This is a genomic window from Bradyrhizobium sp. FW305-F6, from assembly GCF_058782905.1.
Genome location: NZ_JBYSYD010000008.1, coordinates 115,117 through 129,696, shown reverse-complemented (window position 1 = coordinate 129,696; position 14,580 = coordinate 115,117). Strand labels below are relative to the sequence as shown.

The window sequence follows — 14,580 nt, the reverse complement described above, 5'->3', positions numbered from 1 at the left end:
GTCCAAGCCGTCCGCATCGTCACCCTCGCGGGCTTCAGGCGGACTTCTTGTTGTTCTTGTCGTCGTCGACTTCGGTGAACTCCGCGTCGACGACGTCGTCCTTGGCCGCATCCTTCTTGGCGTCGGCCTCGGCCTGCTGCTTGTACATGGCCTCGCCGAGCTTCATCGAAGCCTGCGCCAGCGTCTGGGTCTTGGCCTTGATCGCCTCGGCATCGTCGCCCTTCAGCGCTTCCTTGAGGTCGCTGACGGCGTCCTCGATGGCGCGGCGCTCGCTCTCGGCGACCTTCGAGCCGTGCTCGGCCAAAGCCTTCTCGGTCGAATGCACCAGGCCATCCGCCTCGTTCTTGGCGGTCACGGCCTCGCGGCGCTTCTTGTCCGCCTCGGCATTGGCTTCGGCGTCCTTGACCATCTTCTCGATGTCGGCTTCCGACAGGCCGCCCGAGGCCTGGATGCGGATCTGCTGCTCCTTGCCGGTGGCCTTGTCCTTGGCCGAGACGTTGACGATGCCGTTGGCGTCGATGTCGAAGGTCACCTCGATCTGCGGCATGCCGCGCGGCGCAGGCGGAATGCCCATGAGGTCGAACTGGCCGAGCATCTTGTTGTCCGCCGCCATTTCACGCTCGCCCTGGAAGACGCGGATGGTGACGGCGTTCTGGTTGTCCTCGGCCGTCGAGAACACCTGGCTCTTCTTGGTCGGGATCGTGGTGTTGCGGTCGATGATGCGGGTGAACACGCCGCCCAGCGTCTCGATGCCCAGCGACAGCGGGGTCACGTCGAGCAGCAGCACGTCCTTGACGTCACCCTGGAGCACGCCCGCCTGGATCGCGGCACCGATCGCCACGACCTCGTCCGGGTTCACGCCCTTGTGCGGCTCCTTGCCGAACAGCTGCTTCACGACTTCCTGCACCTTCGGCATGCGGGACATGCCGCCGACCAGCACGACTTCGCCGATCTCGCCAGCGGTGACGCCGGCATCCTTCAGCGCCTTGCGGCAGGGCTCGACGGTCTTCTGCACGAGGTCATCGACCAGCGCCTCGAACTTGGCGCGGGTGAGCTTCATGGTCAGATGCTTCGGGCCGGTCTGGTCCGCGGTGATGAAGGGCAGGTTGATCTCGGTCTGCGTCGTCGACGACAGCTCGATCTTGGCCTTTTCAGCGGCTTCCTTCAGGCGCTGCAGGGCGAGCTTGTCGTTGCGCAGGTTGATGCCCTGCTCCTTCTGGAACTCGTCGGCCAGATAACCCACGAGGCGCATGTCGAAGTCTTCACCGCCGAGGAAGGTATCGCCGTTGGTCGACTTCACCTCGAACACGCCGTCGCCGATTTCGAGAATGGAGATATCGAAGGTGCCGCCGCCGAGGTCATATACGGCGATCGTGCCGGCCTTGGTCTTGTCGAGGCCATAGGCGAGTGCGGCCGCGGTCGGCTCGTTGATGATGCGCAGCACCTCGAGGCCCGCGATCTTGCCGGCGTCCTTGGTCGCCTGGCGCTGGGCGTCGTTGAAGTAGGCGGGAACGGTGATGACGGCCTGGTCGACCTTCTGGCCGAGATGGGCTTCCGCGGTCTCCTTCATCTTCTGCAAGATGAACGCCGAGACCTGCGAGGGCGAATAGGTCTGGCCGTCGGCCTCGACCCAGGCATCGCCATTGGACGCTTTCACGATCTTGTACGGGACGAGCTTCTTGTCCTTCTCGACCATCGGGTCGTCGTAGCGGCGGCCGATGAGGCGCTTCACTGCGAAGAAGGTGCGCTCGGGATTGGTGACGGCCTGGCGCTTGGCCGGCTGGCCGACGAGGCGCTCACCGTCGTCAGTCACGGCGACGATCGAAGGCGTCGTGCGCATGCCTTCGGAATTCTCGATGACTTTGGCGTTCTTGCCATCCATCACGGCGACGCACGAATTCGTGGTGCCGAGGTCGATCCCAATGACCTTTCCCATGGTCCTGATATCCTTCTTTTTGCGGCAGGTTGGCTGGGCCCAGAAGGCACCCGAACCGAAACCCCCTAAGATCAAACATCCGCGATATTGCGATGATTGAGGCTCATATAGGAGGGGGGGAGGGGCCCGCAAGGACCGAAGCTAGGTTTCTGCCGCGAAAACATCGGCTTTTGGAAGAAGATATCAGGGCTCAACCGCCCTTGCGGGTGAGGAATTATTAACAGGTTCGATCCTCGGCAAGCCCCCGCTACCACGAGCCCGTCCCGCCCTGTTGCGGCAAGTCCAAACCCGCTAAAAGACGGACCGGCCGGGCTGCAGCTTCAGAGCTGCCTCGCGCGACAAAGCGGCCCGGTCTCCGACCATCGAACGGCCTCAATGTGAACCAATCAGAGTGCCCATGAAGCTGACCCGTCCCCTCGCCGCGCTCGCCCTCCTCGCCGCCTCCGCGCTCCCGGCCCTTGCGGCCGACGCCGTTTTTCCACCCGGCTTGCGTCTCGGCATGGTGCCGTTGATCGGCCTCAACACCGCCAAGACCTTTCCGGGCTTCGAAAGCGAGGACGGCAGCGTCAAGGTGCTGATCACCGAGCTGCCGCCGGCGGCCTATGGCGAGGTCGTGAGCGCCTTCAATGCCAATCCCGCCGGGCCCAATGGCGTCAAGCAGGACAAGATCGAGACGCCCGCGGGGCTCGCTTATTTCACCACCGAGAGCGGCAAGGCCGGCGACACCCCGGTGAAGCGCTATTCGATGATCGTCCCCGGCGCCGGCTTCTCCGGCTATGTCGCGGTACAGATTCCGGAGAATGCGGCCAAGATCTACACGGACGAAGCAGTCCGGCAGATGTTTGCGAGCACAGTCACCCGCAGGCAGGTCTCGGCCGAGGAGCAGATCGCGCTGATGCCGTTCAAGATCACCGATCTCGCCGACTTCAAGGACATTCGGACGCTGGGGCCCGGTTCGAGCATCATCCTGGCCGACGGCGATGAGACCATGGGTTATGAATCGAAGCCGTTCATGATCCTCGGCGTGATCGGCGCCACCCCGCAAGCCGCCGACGACCGCGCCCGCTTCGCCCAGGAGGCGGCACTCCAGATTCCCGGCGTGCGCGAATCGCGCGTCACCATGTCCGAGCCGATCCGCATCAACGGCCAGCAGGGTTTCGAGACCCGCATCGACGGCGTCAGCGGCAAGGACAAGATCCCGGTGACCGTGGTGCAGTGGATCCGTTTCTCCAGCGGCGGCGCCTCGCTGCGCATCATCGCCAGCGCCCCGCGCGACCAGTGGCTGCCCGCCTTCACCCGCTTCCGCGCCGTGCGCGACGGGATCCAGCCGAAGGGGTAACCCTTCGGGACACGCACCGCACAAGGGCGCGGCTCCTCACCATGAGAGTCTGAGACTCAGTTCGGGGCGCCGCTCGACTCGTTGTTGTTCGCCGCCGGCGCGGCCTTGGCGCCGCCCTTGGCGACACCGACCAGCGCCGGGCGCAGCACGCGCTCGCCGATGGTGTAGCCGGCCTGCATGACCTGCACCACGGTGCCCGAGGGCACCGACGCGTCAGGCACTTCGTACATCGCCTGGTGGAAGTTCGGGTCGAACTTCTGGCCCTGCGGATCGAGCTTCTTCACGCCATGCTTTTCCAGCGCGCTGTGCAGCGAGCGCTCGGTCAACTCGACACCCTCGATCAGCGCCGTGAGGCCGGGATCGGCCGCAGCACGCGCCTCCGCCGGAACGGCATCGAGCGCACGCTGGAGATTGTCGGCGATGTCGAGCACGTCCCGCGCGAAGCCGGTGATGCCGTAGAGGCGGGCGTCGGCGACTTCCTTGGCGGTGCGCTTGCGCAGGTTCTCCATCTCGGCCAACGTCCGCAGCACGCGGTCGCGCGCCTCAGCCGCTTCTTTTTGCAACGTCTCGACCGAACCCGGCTCGGGATCGTCGGGCATGATGTAGGGTTTCGACACCACGGGCTCGCCGGTCGCTGCAGTCGTGTCTTGAGGTTGCCGGTCTTGCTCGGTCATCGGCTCTTATCTCGAACTCGTTTCAGGGATGTTGGCCCGGATATCGTGCCTAAACTCGCGAAAATCAAGCGCCCGTGATCGGCGGAAACGCCGGTCAGCCCCCCAGGAGGCGGCTGACGATGCGGGCGGCATAGTCGACGGTCGGGATCACGCGGGCATAGTTCAGCCGCGTCGGGCCGATCACGCCGAGGACGCCGACAATGTGGCCGGCGGCATCCCGATAGGGCGAGATGATGGTGGAGGATCCGGACAGCGAGAACAGCTTATTCTCACTGCCGATGAAGATGCGCACGCCCTCCGCGGTCTCGGCGCGCCCGAGCAGGTCGATCACGCCGCGCTTGGTCTCGAGATCGTCGAACAACAGGCGCACCCGCTCCAGATCCTCCAGCGCATGCAGATCTTCCAGCAGATTGGCATGGCCGCGGACAATGAGCTGCCGGTCCTCGGTCTCCCCGCCGGACCAGCTGGCGATCCCGGCCGAGATCACCTTCTGTGTCAGCTGATCGAGCTCGGCACGCGCCTCGCCCAGTGCGGTCTCGAGCTCGAGCCGCGCCTCGGCCAGCGTGCGGCCGCGGATGCGCGCATTGAGGAAATTACCGGCCTCGGTCAGCGCCGAGGAGGGAACTCCGGGCGGCAGGGTCAATACGCGGTTTTCGACCTGGCCATCTTCGCCGACCAGGATCACCAGCGCCTTCTCCGGTTCCAGGCGCACGAACTCGATGTGCTTCAGCCGCGCATTGGATTTCGGCGTCAGCACGACGGCGGCGGCCCGGGTGAGGCCGGAGAGCCGCATCAAGGCCTGGTTCAGCGCCGCCTCGACCGACTGCGCCTCGCCGACCGAGGAGAGCTGGCTCTGGATCGACTGCCGCTCGGCCTCGTTGAGGTCGCCGACCTGCATCAGGGCATCGACGAAGAAGCGCAGGCCGAGCTCCGTCGGCAGCCGCCCGGCAGAGGTGTGCGGGGCATAGATCAAGCCGAGCTGTTCCAGATCGGCCATGACGTTGCGCACCGAAGCCGGCGACAGCGGCATGGCGATCAGACGGGAAATGTTGCGCGAGCCGACGGGCTCGCCGGTCGCGAGATAGCTTTCGACAATTTGACGAAAGATGTCGCGGGAACGCTCGTTGAGCTGGGCAAGGCCTGCGTGCGGCGCGATCAGATGGATCGGATCGTGATGGGACACAGACGGTAACTCCTCTCGGATACTGGTAATTTGTCCATCCGGGACGGTTCTGACAAGCGTGGCGTTGGCGGCCTCGACGTCAGGGGTGAAAAAACCTTGCCGCCCACCGCCGCCGCACCTACAAGCACGGGCCAACAGGCCTTTTCCCGTGAGTTTTGGAGGATTTCCCATGCGGCCAAGCCGCCGTGCGCCCGACGAATTGCGCCCCGTGACGCTGGAGCGCGGCGTAGTCAAATATGCGGAGGGCTCCTGCCTGGTGAAATTCGGCGACACCCATGTGCTGGTCACTGCCACGCTGGAGGATCGCCTGCCGCCGTGGCTGAAGGGCCAGGGCCGCGGCTGGGTCACCGCCGAATACGGCATGCTGCCGCGCGCGACCTCCGAACGCACCCGCCGCGAGGCCGCGGCCGGCAAGCAGAGCGGGCGCACCGTCGAGATCCAGCGCCTGATCGGCCGCTCGCTTCGCACCATCGTCGATCTCGAAGCGCTCGGCGAGCGCCAGATCACGGTCGATTGCGACGTGCTCCAGGCCGACGGCGGCACCCGCACGGCCTCGATCACCGGCGCCTGGGTCGCGCTGGCCGATTGCATCAACTGGATGAAGGCGCGCAACATGGTGAAGGCCAATGTGATGCGCGACAACGTCGCCGCAATCTCATGCGGCATCTACAACGGCACGCCGGTGCTCGATCTCGACTATGCCGAGGATTCGGAAGCCGAGACCGACGCCAATTTCGTCATGACCGGCGACGGCCGCATCGTCGAGGTGCAGGGCACCGCGGAACGCGAGCCGTTCACGCAGGACGAGTTCCTGAAGCTGATGGCCCTGGCGCAGAAGGGCATCGCGCGCCTGGTGGACTTGCAGAAGCTGGCGGTGGCGTAGTCAATAGGCCATGCACCGCCGAATCACGGACAAGCTCGTCATCGCCACCCACAATCCCGGCAAGCTCGCCGAGATGAAGGAGCTGCTTGCGCCGTATGGCATCGCGGCGGTGTCGGCCGGCGAGCTCGGCCTCGCCGAGCCAGAGGAGACCGGCAACGATTTCCGCAGCAACGCCGCGATCAAGGCGGTCGCGGCCGCGCAGGCAACCGGGCTTCCCGCCTTTGCCGACGATTCCGGCATCGTGGTCGACGCGCTGGACGGTGCGCCCGGCATCTACAGCGCGCGTTGGGCCGGTCCGTCCAAGGATTTCAACGCGGCGATGGCGCAGATCGAGCGCCTGTTGCAGGAGCGCGGCGCCACCACGCCGGACAAGCGCGCCGCGCATTTCGTCTCCGCGCTCTGCGTGGCCTGGCCCGACGATCATCGCGAGGAGGTCGAGGCGCGCGTCGACGGCACGCTGGTCTGGCCGCCGCGCGGCACCGCCGGCTTCGGGTACGATCCGATGTTCCTACCTGACGGCCACGACCGCACCTTCGGCGAGATGACCAGCATCGAGAAGCACGGCCTGCCGCCGCTCGGCCTCGGCCTGTCGCACCGCGCCCGCGCCTTCGTGAAACTGGCGGAGATCTGCCTTGAGCCGCGCTAGAGCGTTTTCGAGCGAAGTGGGTACCGATTCGCGCAAGGAAAACGCGTCAAAACAGGAATCTGGAGCTTTCGGCATCTACGTGCACTGGCCGTTCTGCCTGTCGAAATGCCCCTATTGCGACTTCAACAGCCATGTCCGCCACGCCGCGATCGACGAGGCGCGGTTTGCGTCCGCCTTCGCGCGCGAGATCGCAACGACGGCAGCGCGCGCCCCCGGCCGCGAGGTCACCTCGATCTTCCTCGGCGGCGGCACGCCCTCTCTGATGCAGCCGGCAACGGTCGGCGCCGTGTTGGATGCGATCGGCAAGCACTGGACCGTCGCGGGCGACGTCGAAGTCACGCTGGAAGCGAACCCGACCAGCGTCGAGGCCACGCGCTTTGCCGGCTATCGCAGCGCCGGCGTCAATCGCGTCTCGCTCGGCGTGCAGGCGCTCGACGACGCCTCCCTGAAGGCGCTGGGCCGTTTGCACAATGCGCGCGAGGCGCTCGATGCCGTCGCCATCGCGCGCCGCTCGTTCGACCGCTATTCGTTCGACCTGATCTATGCCCGCCCCGACCAGACGCCGGCGATGTGGGCCGACGAGCTGCGTGTTGCGATCGGCGAAGCGGCCGAGCATCTGTCGCTCTATCAATTGACGATCGAGGAAGGCACGCCGTTCTTCGGCCTGCACAAGGCCGGCAAGCTGAAGACGCCGGACGAGGCTGTCGCACGCGCGCTCTACGACGTCACGCAGGAAACCTGCGACAAGCTCGGCCTGCCGGCTTACGAGATCTCCAATCACGCGCGGCGCGGTGCCGAGTGCCGGCACAATCTGGTGTACTGGCGCGGCGAGGAATATGCCGGCATCGGCCCCGGTGCGCATGGCCGCCTCGACATCGACGGCATCAGGCACGCCATCGCCACCGAGAAGCGTCCCGAAGCCTGGCTGATGCGGGTCGAGACCAACGGCGACGGCGTCGTCACCGACGAGCACCTCAACAGCGAGGAACGCGCCGACGAATTCCTGCTGATGGGATTGCGCCTGGCCGAGGGCATCGACCCCGAGCGCTACAAGGCCCTCGCCGGCCGCCCGCTCGACCCCCGCCGCATCGCGCTCCTGCGCGAGGAAGGCGCAATCACGGTGGACCCAACGGGACGGCTGCGCGTGACCAGCAGCGGTTTTCCGGTGCTGGATGCCGTGGTCGCGGATCTCGCGGCGTAATATCAGCCAAACCGGCGGTGCGCTCCCTCGCCCGCTTGCGGGAGAGGGGTGGGGAGAGGGTCTCTCCGCAACGGGACAATCCCCAAGAGGAAAGAACCCTCACCCGGCGCTTCCCGCCGACCTCTCCCGCAAGCGGGAGAGGTTGGACAGCTACGCCCCAAAGCTCTTCGGCGAGCCCGCGACCGCAACGCCGCCGCCTTGCGTCACCTTCATCACGGCGAGGCCACGTTCATTCGTGCCATCGGCACGGAAACGGAACAGGCCGTCGATGCCGGCAAAGCCCGACGGGTTGGTGAGCACATCGGACGAAAAGCGCTGGCCGCCTTGCGTGCGCGCAAGTGCGGCGACGAGAGCGACGGCGTCATAAGCGAGCGTCGCGGTGCGGATCGGCTCGGCGCCGTATTTGGTGCGGTACCGGCCGGAGAAGGCGCGGAAGCCGGCCGGATCCGGCGCAGCGTAGAGGCCGCCTTGCAGGCTGGCATTGGCATAGACGCGCGGGTTGTCCCACAGGCCGGTGCCGAGCAGCTGGATGTTGCGCAAATTCGCGCCTGCCGCCGTCATCGCATCCGCCACCGACACGACGGCATCGCCGTCATCGGCGATGAACAGCGCATCCGCGCTGCCGAGCTGCTGCGCGACGGTGCGCGCCGGCGTGGCGCGGTCGGCGCCGTATCTCTCGAAAGCGACGATGCGCCCGCCGCGCCGCGGCACCGCCGCCTTCACCGCGGCCTCGACGACATTGCCATAGGCGTTGTCGGGCACCAGCACGGCGACGGAGCGCTTTCCGATGCTGGACGAATATTCGACGATGCGATTGACGTCGGACTCCGGCAGGAACGAGAGCAGATAGACGCCGCGGCCGGCGATGCTCGAATCGGTCGAGAACGCGATCACCGAGATGCCGCGCGTGCGCGCGACCTGCGCCACCGCCGGAACCGATTGCGCGAACAGCGGCCCGAGGATGATCTCGGCGCCCTCCTCGACCGCCTGCTGCGCACCTGCCTGGGCGCCCTGCGGGCTGCCGTTGTCGTCCTTGATCAGGAGCTGGATGTTGGGGTTCTGGAACTCGGCCAGCGCCATCTCGGCGGCGTTGCGCATGGATTGCGCGGCGAGGCCTGCATTACCGGCCGCCGAGAGCGGCAGGATCAGGCCGACCTTCACGCCGCCCGTGCCGGCGGTCGTGGCCTGCTGCTGCGGGCCTGCCGGCTGGGCCGGCGGTGCGGAGCTCGAGAACGGGTTGGAGAACTGGCTGAGACTTTGCTGCACGCCGGCGCAGGCCGACAGCACGGGCGCACCAAGCAACAGCCCGAGCACACCCCGCCGGGTCGCGCCTGGCGACAGGGGACCCGGGACGGGAGACTTCGGATGACGCGGGCCCACCATGACAGCTTCTCTTTCGACCAGCCGACGCCGGCCGGTCTCAACAATCGTGCCGCGACAGAAGCCGCGGATTCAGGTATATTGTCGGCGAATAGTTAACTAAAACAAAAGGATAATGATCGCTTAACGCGGCCGCACCCTGAATTCCGGTTAGCTGTCCACCGTTCCGCACCCGGCATCAAGGCGGCGTTTTCGCCGCGAGTATGACCCGGGTGCTTATTCCCTAGGGAATGTGATGCCTGCCGGCGCACATTCCAGTGTTCCTCACCCCTCACCTCGGCACGATCTTTTTCGAAGAGCCGGTTCCCAGCCTTCCGGATCGTGCCTAAGTTGACCTCATTATGCGCGCAAAGCCGGCCTCGATAAATACGCCTGAAGACAAAGACGCCGCCCCGCGCGGCTTCTCCATTGATGCCCACCGGCTTGCGGCGCCGAAGGCGGCGCCGGGCCTCCATTTGGTCGCGACCCCGATCGGCAATCTCGGCGACATCACGGTCCGCGCGCTGCAGACGCTTGCCGGCGTCGACATCATCGCCTGCGAGGATACCCGCATCACGCGGCGACTGACCGAGCGCTATGCGATCACTGCGCAGCTCAGGCAATATCACGAGCACAACGCCGAGGCCGCGCGTCCGAAAATCCTGGAGGCGCTGGCGGCGGGCGGCTCGGTCGCGCTGGTCTCGGACGCAGGCACGCCGCTGATCTCCGATCCCGGCTTCAAGCTGGTGCGCGAGGTCTGTGCCGCCGGCCATGCGGTGCATGCCCTGCCCGGCCCGTCCTCGGTGCTGGCGGCCCTTTCGGTTGCCGCGCTGCCGACCGACCGGTTCTTCTTCGAGGGTTTCCTGGCGGCGAAATCCGCCGCGCGACGCGCGCGCCTGGCCGAGCTCGCACGCATCGACGCAACGCTGGTGATGTTCGAGTCCGGCAATCGAATGCAGGCCACCCTGACCGATCTCGGCGAGATCATGGGGGAACGGGAGGCCGCGATCTGCCGCGAACTGACGAAGCTGCACGAGAAGGTCAGGCGCGCCCCCCTCGCCGAACTCGCCCGGCAAGCCGACGCGCCAGAGACGCGCGGCGAATTCGTCCTGGTGATCGGCCCGCCTGCAGCCGGCGCCGAGGTGCTGGCATCGGACGCGCTCGACGAACTCTTGCGCGAGCAGCTAGCCGGGCACAGCGTCAAGGATGCCGTGGCGCATGCGGTCGCGCTCTCAGGGCGGCCGCGCCGAGAGGTCTATGCCCGCGCGCTCGAGCTCGCAAAGGACAAGCGGGGCGGCGATGGCGAAGACTAAGACGCCGCGGGAGCCGAGGATCGCCTCGCCCGAGCGCGTTGCCGCCTTCCGCACCGGCATCTCCGCGGAGAGCCGCGCCGCGGCCTATCTGATGGCCAAGGGCTACCGCATCCTCGCCAAGCGCTACCGTACGCCGCATGGCGAGATCGACATCGTGGCGCGCCGCGGCAATTTGATCGCCTTCGTCGAGGTCAAGGCGCGGGCGAGCCTGGACGACGCCGCTTTTGCGGTGACGCCGCGCCAGCAGCAGCGCATCATCGACGCCGCGCAAGGCTGGCTCGTGGCGCATCCCGAGCATGCCGAATTCGAATTGCGATTCGACGCCATGCTGATTGCGCCGCGCTCGCTTCCGCGCCATGTGTTGGCGGCATTCGACGCCTCGACCTGAAAGGCAGACCATGAAACTCAACGTCGCCGTCCAGATGGACCCCATCGCCCGCATCAACATCAAGGGCGATTCCACCTTTGCGCTGCTGCTGGAGGCGCAGAAGCGCGGCCATGGCCTGTCCTATTACACGCCCGACAAGCTCTCGATGGTCGGCGACGAATTGGTGGCGCCGGTTCAGCTCCTGACCGTGCGCGACGAGCCCGGCGACCATTTCACCCTCGGCGAGCCCAGGCGCGAGCCGCTGAACGGCTTCGACGTGGTGCTGCTGCGCCAGGACCCGCCGTTCGACCTCGCCTACATCACCTCGACACATTTCCTGGAGCGCATCCATCCGAAGACGCTTGTCGTCAACGATCCCGCCTCGGTGCGCAACGCGCCGGAAAAGCTGTTCGTGATGAACTTTCCGCAGCTGATGCCGCCGACACTGATCTCGCGCGACCTCGATGAGATCAACGCGTTTCGCGACCGGCACGGCGCCGTCGTCATGAAGCCGCTGCACGGCCATGGCGGCGCGGCGGTGTTCCGCGTGATGCCGCAGGACATGAATTTCGGCTCGCTGTTCGACATGTTCTCCGTCACTTTCAAGGAGCCCTGGGTGATCCAGCAATTCATCCCGGAGGTGAGGCACGGCGACAAGCGCATCATCCTCGTGAACGGAGAGTTCGCCGGCGCCGTGAACCGCGTGCCGGCCGCCGACGACCTCCGCTCCAACATGGTGCGCGGCGGCGCGGCGCAGGAGACCGAGCTCACGCCGCGCGAGCGCGAGATCTGCGCCACGCTCGGCCCGGCGCTGCGCGATCGCGGCCTCTTGTTCGTCGGCATCGACGTCATCAACGGCAACCTCACCGAGATCAACGTGACCTCGCCGACCGGCATCCGCGCCATCGCTCGGCTCGGCGGACCCGACGTCGCGGCGAAGATCTGGGACGTGATCGAAGGCAAGCGGAAAAAGTAAGCGCTCGTCACTCGTAGCCCGGATGAGCGCAGCGATATCCGGGGCAAGGAGTAACCCGGATGTCGCTTCGCTCATCCGGGCTACCCGCTAAAATCCAATTCACTAACCTCCCGTTCACCATGACGCCGCGCGCCGCATCGGCGTACGCTCTTCATACTGCGTGAAACTACGGAGCCACCGGCCGGCTGGCTAACGCCGCGTTCACCATCTGCCGAGAACCGGCAGCATCACTGGCCATCACACTCGGCCTCGCAACACCCCTTACACTTTTGCTGCCTACTCCTCGACACGGGGGAACACGCCAGGTGCGGTTCGAGTGCCCCGCGTGAGAGTAGAAGCGTATGAATACCGCACGCATTGTCGTTCTCGTCATCGCGCTCGGCGCCGGCGGCGTCGCTGCGTACCTGGCGAGCGGCTATCAGAACGCACCGGCGCCCGTCATTCCCGTCGCCGAGACGCTGCCGACGGTCGACGTCCTCATCGCCAAGAACGACATTCAGCTCGGCCAGGCGCTCAAGCCCGACGACCTGCAATGGCAGGCCTGGCCGGCCGCGACCGCGAGCAGCGCCTTCATCCGCCGCGACAACAGGCCCGAGGCGCAGACCCAGATCGCCGGCTCGATCGCACGCGTGCCGTTGATGCAGGGCGAGCCGATCCGCGAGCAGAAGCTGGTGCGGGCCGAAGGCTCCGGCTTCATGGCCGCGATCCTGCCGTCGGGCATGCGGGCCGTCTCCACCGAGATTTCAGCCGAGACCGGCGCCGGCGGCTTCATCCTGCCGAACGACCGCGTCGACATCGTCCTGACCCGCCGCCTGAAGAATCCCGACGGTGTGAACGGCGACAACAACGATCTCATCGTGTCCGAGGTCATCCTGAGCAACATCCGTGTGCTCGCGATCGACCAGGCGCCGAAGGAAAAGGACGGCCAGAACGCCGTGCTGGGCAAGACCGTCACGCTCGAGCTCAGGCCCGATCAGGTCGCCACGCTCTCGGCCGCGCGCCAGGGTGGCACGCTCCAGCTCGCGCTGCGGAGCATCGTCGACGCCAACGCGACGGAAGGCACGATCGAGAAGGAAGCCAAGCGCTCCGATGGCGTCAACGTCATCCGCTACGGGGTGCAGGCACGGCAAGTGACGTCACAGAAGTGATGGGGACAGCATGAACTACGGGGGTGATCGGACGGGCCTGCGCATTCGGGGGAAGCGCGCGCGCTCGTTCTTTGCGGGGACGATGCTGATGCTGGGGCTGCTCGCGGCGCCCGGCATCGTGGGCGCAGCCGATGCGCCGGTCGGCGACCAGGCACCAATGCAGGCGCCGGATCTAGGCCTGTCGCCGGTCGCGACGGCCGCATCTGCGAGAACGCGCTTTCTTTCGCTTGGCATAGGCAAATCCGTCGTCATCGACCTGCCGCGCGAGGTCAAGGACGTGCTGGTGGCGGATCCCAAGATCGCCAACGCGGTGATCCGCTCGGCCCAGCGCGCCTATATCATCGGTGGCCAGGTCGGCCAGACCAACGTCGTGTTCTTCGCCGCCGACGGCCAGCAGGTCGCCTCCTACGACATCGCGGTCAAGCGCGACCTCAACGGCATGCGCGCCGCCCTGCGCCAGTCACTGCCGGGCGTGCAGATCGAAGGCGTCGGCGACAGCGTGATGCTGACCGGCTCGGTGACGAGCCCGGTCGAGGCCCAGCAGGCCGGCGACGTCGCCGCAAAACTGGTCGGCGGCGCGGACAAGGTCGTCAACAACATCATCGTGCGCGGCCGCGACCAGGTGATGCTCAAGGTCGTGGTCGGCGAGGTGCGCCGCGACATCGTCAAGCAGCTGGGCGTCGATCTCAGCGCCAGCCTGAATGCCGGCACGGCCGTGGTGAACTTCAACAACTCCAACCCGTTCTCGGTCGCGGGCGGGCCGATCGTCGCCAGCAACGGCCTCGGCGTCGCCGGCCTCGCCAAGGGCGTCGCCACCGTCAGCGCCACGATGCGGGCGATGGAAAGCGCCGGCGTGATGCGAACGCTGGCCGAGCCGAGCCTGACCGCGATCTCGGGCGAGTCCGCCACGTTCGTCGCCGGCGGCGAGTTCCCGATCCCGGCAGGATATACTTGCGATCCGGTCACCCGCTCCTGCGCCACCCAGGTCACCTACAAGAAGTTCGGCATCTCCCTGAACTTCACCCCGGTCGTGTTGAGCGAAGGCCGCATCAGCCTGCGCGTCATGACCGAGGTTTCGGAGCTGTCGAACACGAACTCGATCACGTTGACACAGGCGGTGTCCGCCACGACGAACAACTCGATCACCATTCCCTCGATCCAGACCCGCCGCGCCGAAACGACGCTGGAGATTCCCTCGGGCGGCTCGATGGCGATGGCCGGCTTGATCCAGCAGCAGACCAAGCAGGCCATCAACGGCCTGCCCGGCGTCGACCAGGTGCCGATCATCGGCGCGCTGTTCCGCAGCCAGGACTTCGTCAACAACGAGACCGAGTTGATGGTGATCGTGACGCCCTATGTGGTGCGCGCAGTCGCCCAGAAGGAACTGTCGCGGCCCGACGACGGCTTCGCCCCGGCTTCGGATGCGCAGACGGCGCTGCTTGGCCGCATAAACCGCCTTTATGGCGTCGCGCGCCGCGTCGATCCGATCGACGGCACGCCGGGTGATTTCGGCTTCATCATCGACTGACACCACGGTTTGGGGACCGGACAGGAC

At 66.5% G+C, this 14,580-nt stretch carries 13 protein-coding genes; 9 read left to right on the top strand and 4 right to left on the bottom strand.

What is annotated here, in order from left to right; all coding sequences use genetic code 11:
• Positions 1-34: 34 nt before the first annotated feature.
• Positions 35-1,936, bottom strand: a complete 1,902-nt coding sequence (gene dnaK / locus AC3WLX_RS33375; RefSeq protein ID WP_008539807.1) for a molecular chaperone DnaK — start codon at positions 1,934-1,936, stop codon at positions 35-37.
• A 397-nt stretch (positions 1,937-2,333) separates the two neighbouring features.
• Between dnaK and AC3WLX_RS33370 the strand changes: the two genes are divergently transcribed.
• Positions 2,334-3,275 carry a hypothetical protein gene (locus tag AC3WLX_RS33370; RefSeq protein WP_492339141.1) on the top strand — a complete coding sequence of 314 codons (942 nt, stop codon included), beginning with the start codon at positions 2,334-2,336 and terminating at the stop codon, positions 3,273-3,275.
• Positions 3,276-3,331: 56 nt separating this feature from the next.
• Here AC3WLX_RS33370 and grpE read toward each other — a convergent pair whose 3' ends face one another.
• Both grpE and hrcA read right to left on the bottom strand, forming a co-directional pair.
• Positions 3,332-3,949 (bottom strand): nucleotide exchange factor GrpE, encoded by a 618-nt coding sequence (grpE, locus tag AC3WLX_RS33365; protein ID WP_291628876.1) that lies wholly within the window; start codon positions 3,947-3,949, stop codon positions 3,332-3,334.
• A 94-nt stretch (positions 3,950-4,043) separates the two neighbouring features.
• Positions 4,044-5,132, bottom strand: a complete 1,089-nt coding sequence (gene hrcA, locus AC3WLX_RS33360; protein ID WP_492339140.1) for a heat-inducible transcriptional repressor HrcA — start codon at positions 5,130-5,132, stop codon at positions 4,044-4,046.
• A 169-nt stretch (positions 5,133-5,301) separates the two neighbouring features.
• Here hrcA and rph point away from each other — a divergent pair, with 169 nt between their 5' ends.
• The 3 genes from rph to hemW are packed head-to-tail and all read left to right on the top strand — an operon-like array spanning position 5,302 to position 7,862.
• Complete coding sequence (gene rph, locus AC3WLX_RS33355; protein WP_492339139.1) at positions 5,302-6,015, top strand: ribonuclease PH; 714 nt, start codon at positions 5,302-5,304, stop codon at positions 6,013-6,015.
• A 10-nt stretch (positions 6,016-6,025) separates the two neighbouring features.
• Positions 6,026-6,661 (top strand): RdgB/HAM1 family non-canonical purine NTP pyrophosphatase, encoded by a 636-nt coding sequence (gene rdgB, locus AC3WLX_RS33350; RefSeq protein ID WP_492339138.1) that lies wholly within the window; start codon positions 6,026-6,028, stop codon positions 6,659-6,661.
• A gap of 16 nt (positions 6,662-6,677) precedes the next feature.
• Positions 6,678-7,862, top strand: a complete 1,185-nt coding sequence (hemW, locus tag AC3WLX_RS33345) for a radical SAM family heme chaperone HemW (protein WP_492339197.1) — start codon at positions 6,678-6,680, stop codon at positions 7,860-7,862.
• A 150-nt stretch (positions 7,863-8,012) separates the two neighbouring features.
• On the opposite strand, the gene AC3WLX_RS33340 is transcribed toward hemW, so the two are convergent.
• Entirely contained in the window at positions 8,013-9,245 is a 1,233-nt protein-coding gene (locus AC3WLX_RS33340; RefSeq protein ID WP_492339137.1) for a penicillin-binding protein activator, read from the bottom strand.
• A gap of 338 nt (positions 9,246-9,583) precedes the next feature.
• Here AC3WLX_RS33340 and rsmI point away from each other — a divergent pair, with 338 nt between their 5' ends.
• From rsmI to AC3WLX_RS33315, 5 genes are all read left to right on the top strand, one after another.
• Positions 9,584-10,534, top strand: a complete 951-nt coding sequence (gene rsmI / locus AC3WLX_RS33335; RefSeq protein WP_492339136.1) for a 16S rRNA (cytidine(1402)-2'-O)-methyltransferase — start codon at positions 9,584-9,586, stop codon at positions 10,532-10,534.
• Positions 10,521-10,922, top strand: coding sequence for a YraN family protein (locus tag AC3WLX_RS33330; RefSeq protein ID WP_492339135.1), 402 nt, complete (start codon positions 10,521-10,523; stop codon positions 10,920-10,922). Before rsmI ends, AC3WLX_RS33330 begins: the two co-directional genes overlap by 14 nt.
• A gap of 10 nt (positions 10,923-10,932) precedes the next feature.
• Complete coding sequence (gshB, locus tag AC3WLX_RS33325; protein WP_492339134.1) at positions 10,933-11,877, top strand: glutathione synthase; 945 nt, start codon at positions 10,933-10,935, stop codon at positions 11,875-11,877.
• 341 nt (positions 11,878-12,218) lie between these two features.
• Positions 12,219-13,025 carry a Flp pilus assembly protein CpaB gene (gene cpaB, locus AC3WLX_RS33320; protein ID WP_492339133.1) on the top strand — a complete coding sequence of 269 codons (807 nt, stop codon included), beginning with the start codon at positions 12,219-12,221 and terminating at the stop codon, positions 13,023-13,025.
• 10 nt (positions 13,026-13,035) lie between these two features.
• Positions 13,036-14,553: a type II and III secretion system protein family protein gene (locus tag AC3WLX_RS33315; protein WP_492339132.1), complete on the top strand. Its 1,518-nt coding sequence runs from the start codon at positions 13,036-13,038 to the stop codon at positions 14,551-14,553.
• Positions 14,554-14,580: the final 27 nt, after the last annotated feature.

Bases quoted from the DNA above. Each gene is read 5' to 3' on its own strand.
- dnaK (WP_008539807.1), bottom strand. From the start codon at position 1,936: ATGGGAAAGGTCATTGGGATCGACCTCGGCACCACGAATTCGTGCGTC.
- AC3WLX_RS33370 (WP_492339141.1), top strand. From the start codon at position 2,334: ATGAAGCTGACCCGTCCCCTCGCCGCGCTCGCCCTCCTCGCCGCCTCC.
- grpE (WP_291628876.1), bottom strand. From the start codon at position 3,949: ATGACCGAGCAAGACCGGCAACCTCAAGACACGACTGCAGCGACCGGC.
- rph (WP_492339139.1), top strand. From the start codon at position 5,302: ATGCGGCCAAGCCGCCGTGCGCCCGACGAATTGCGCCCCGTGACGCTG.
- rdgB (WP_492339138.1), top strand. From the start codon at position 6,026: ATGCACCGCCGAATCACGGACAAGCTCGTCATCGCCACCCACAATCCC.
- AC3WLX_RS33340 (WP_492339137.1), bottom strand. From the start codon at position 9,245: ATGGTGGGCCCGCGTCATCCGAAGTCTCCCGTCCCGGGTCCCCTGTCG.
- rsmI (WP_492339136.1), top strand. From the start codon at position 9,584: ATGCGCGCAAAGCCGGCCTCGATAAATACGCCTGAAGACAAAGACGCC.
- AC3WLX_RS33330 (WP_492339135.1), top strand. From the start codon at position 10,521: ATGGCGAAGACTAAGACGCCGCGGGAGCCGAGGATCGCCTCGCCCGAG.
- gshB (WP_492339134.1), top strand. From the start codon at position 10,933: ATGAAACTCAACGTCGCCGTCCAGATGGACCCCATCGCCCGCATCAAC.
- cpaB (WP_492339133.1), top strand. From the start codon at position 12,219: ATGAATACCGCACGCATTGTCGTTCTCGTCATCGCGCTCGGCGCCGGC.
- AC3WLX_RS33315 (WP_492339132.1), top strand. From the start codon at position 13,036: ATGAACTACGGGGGTGATCGGACGGGCCTGCGCATTCGGGGGAAGCGC.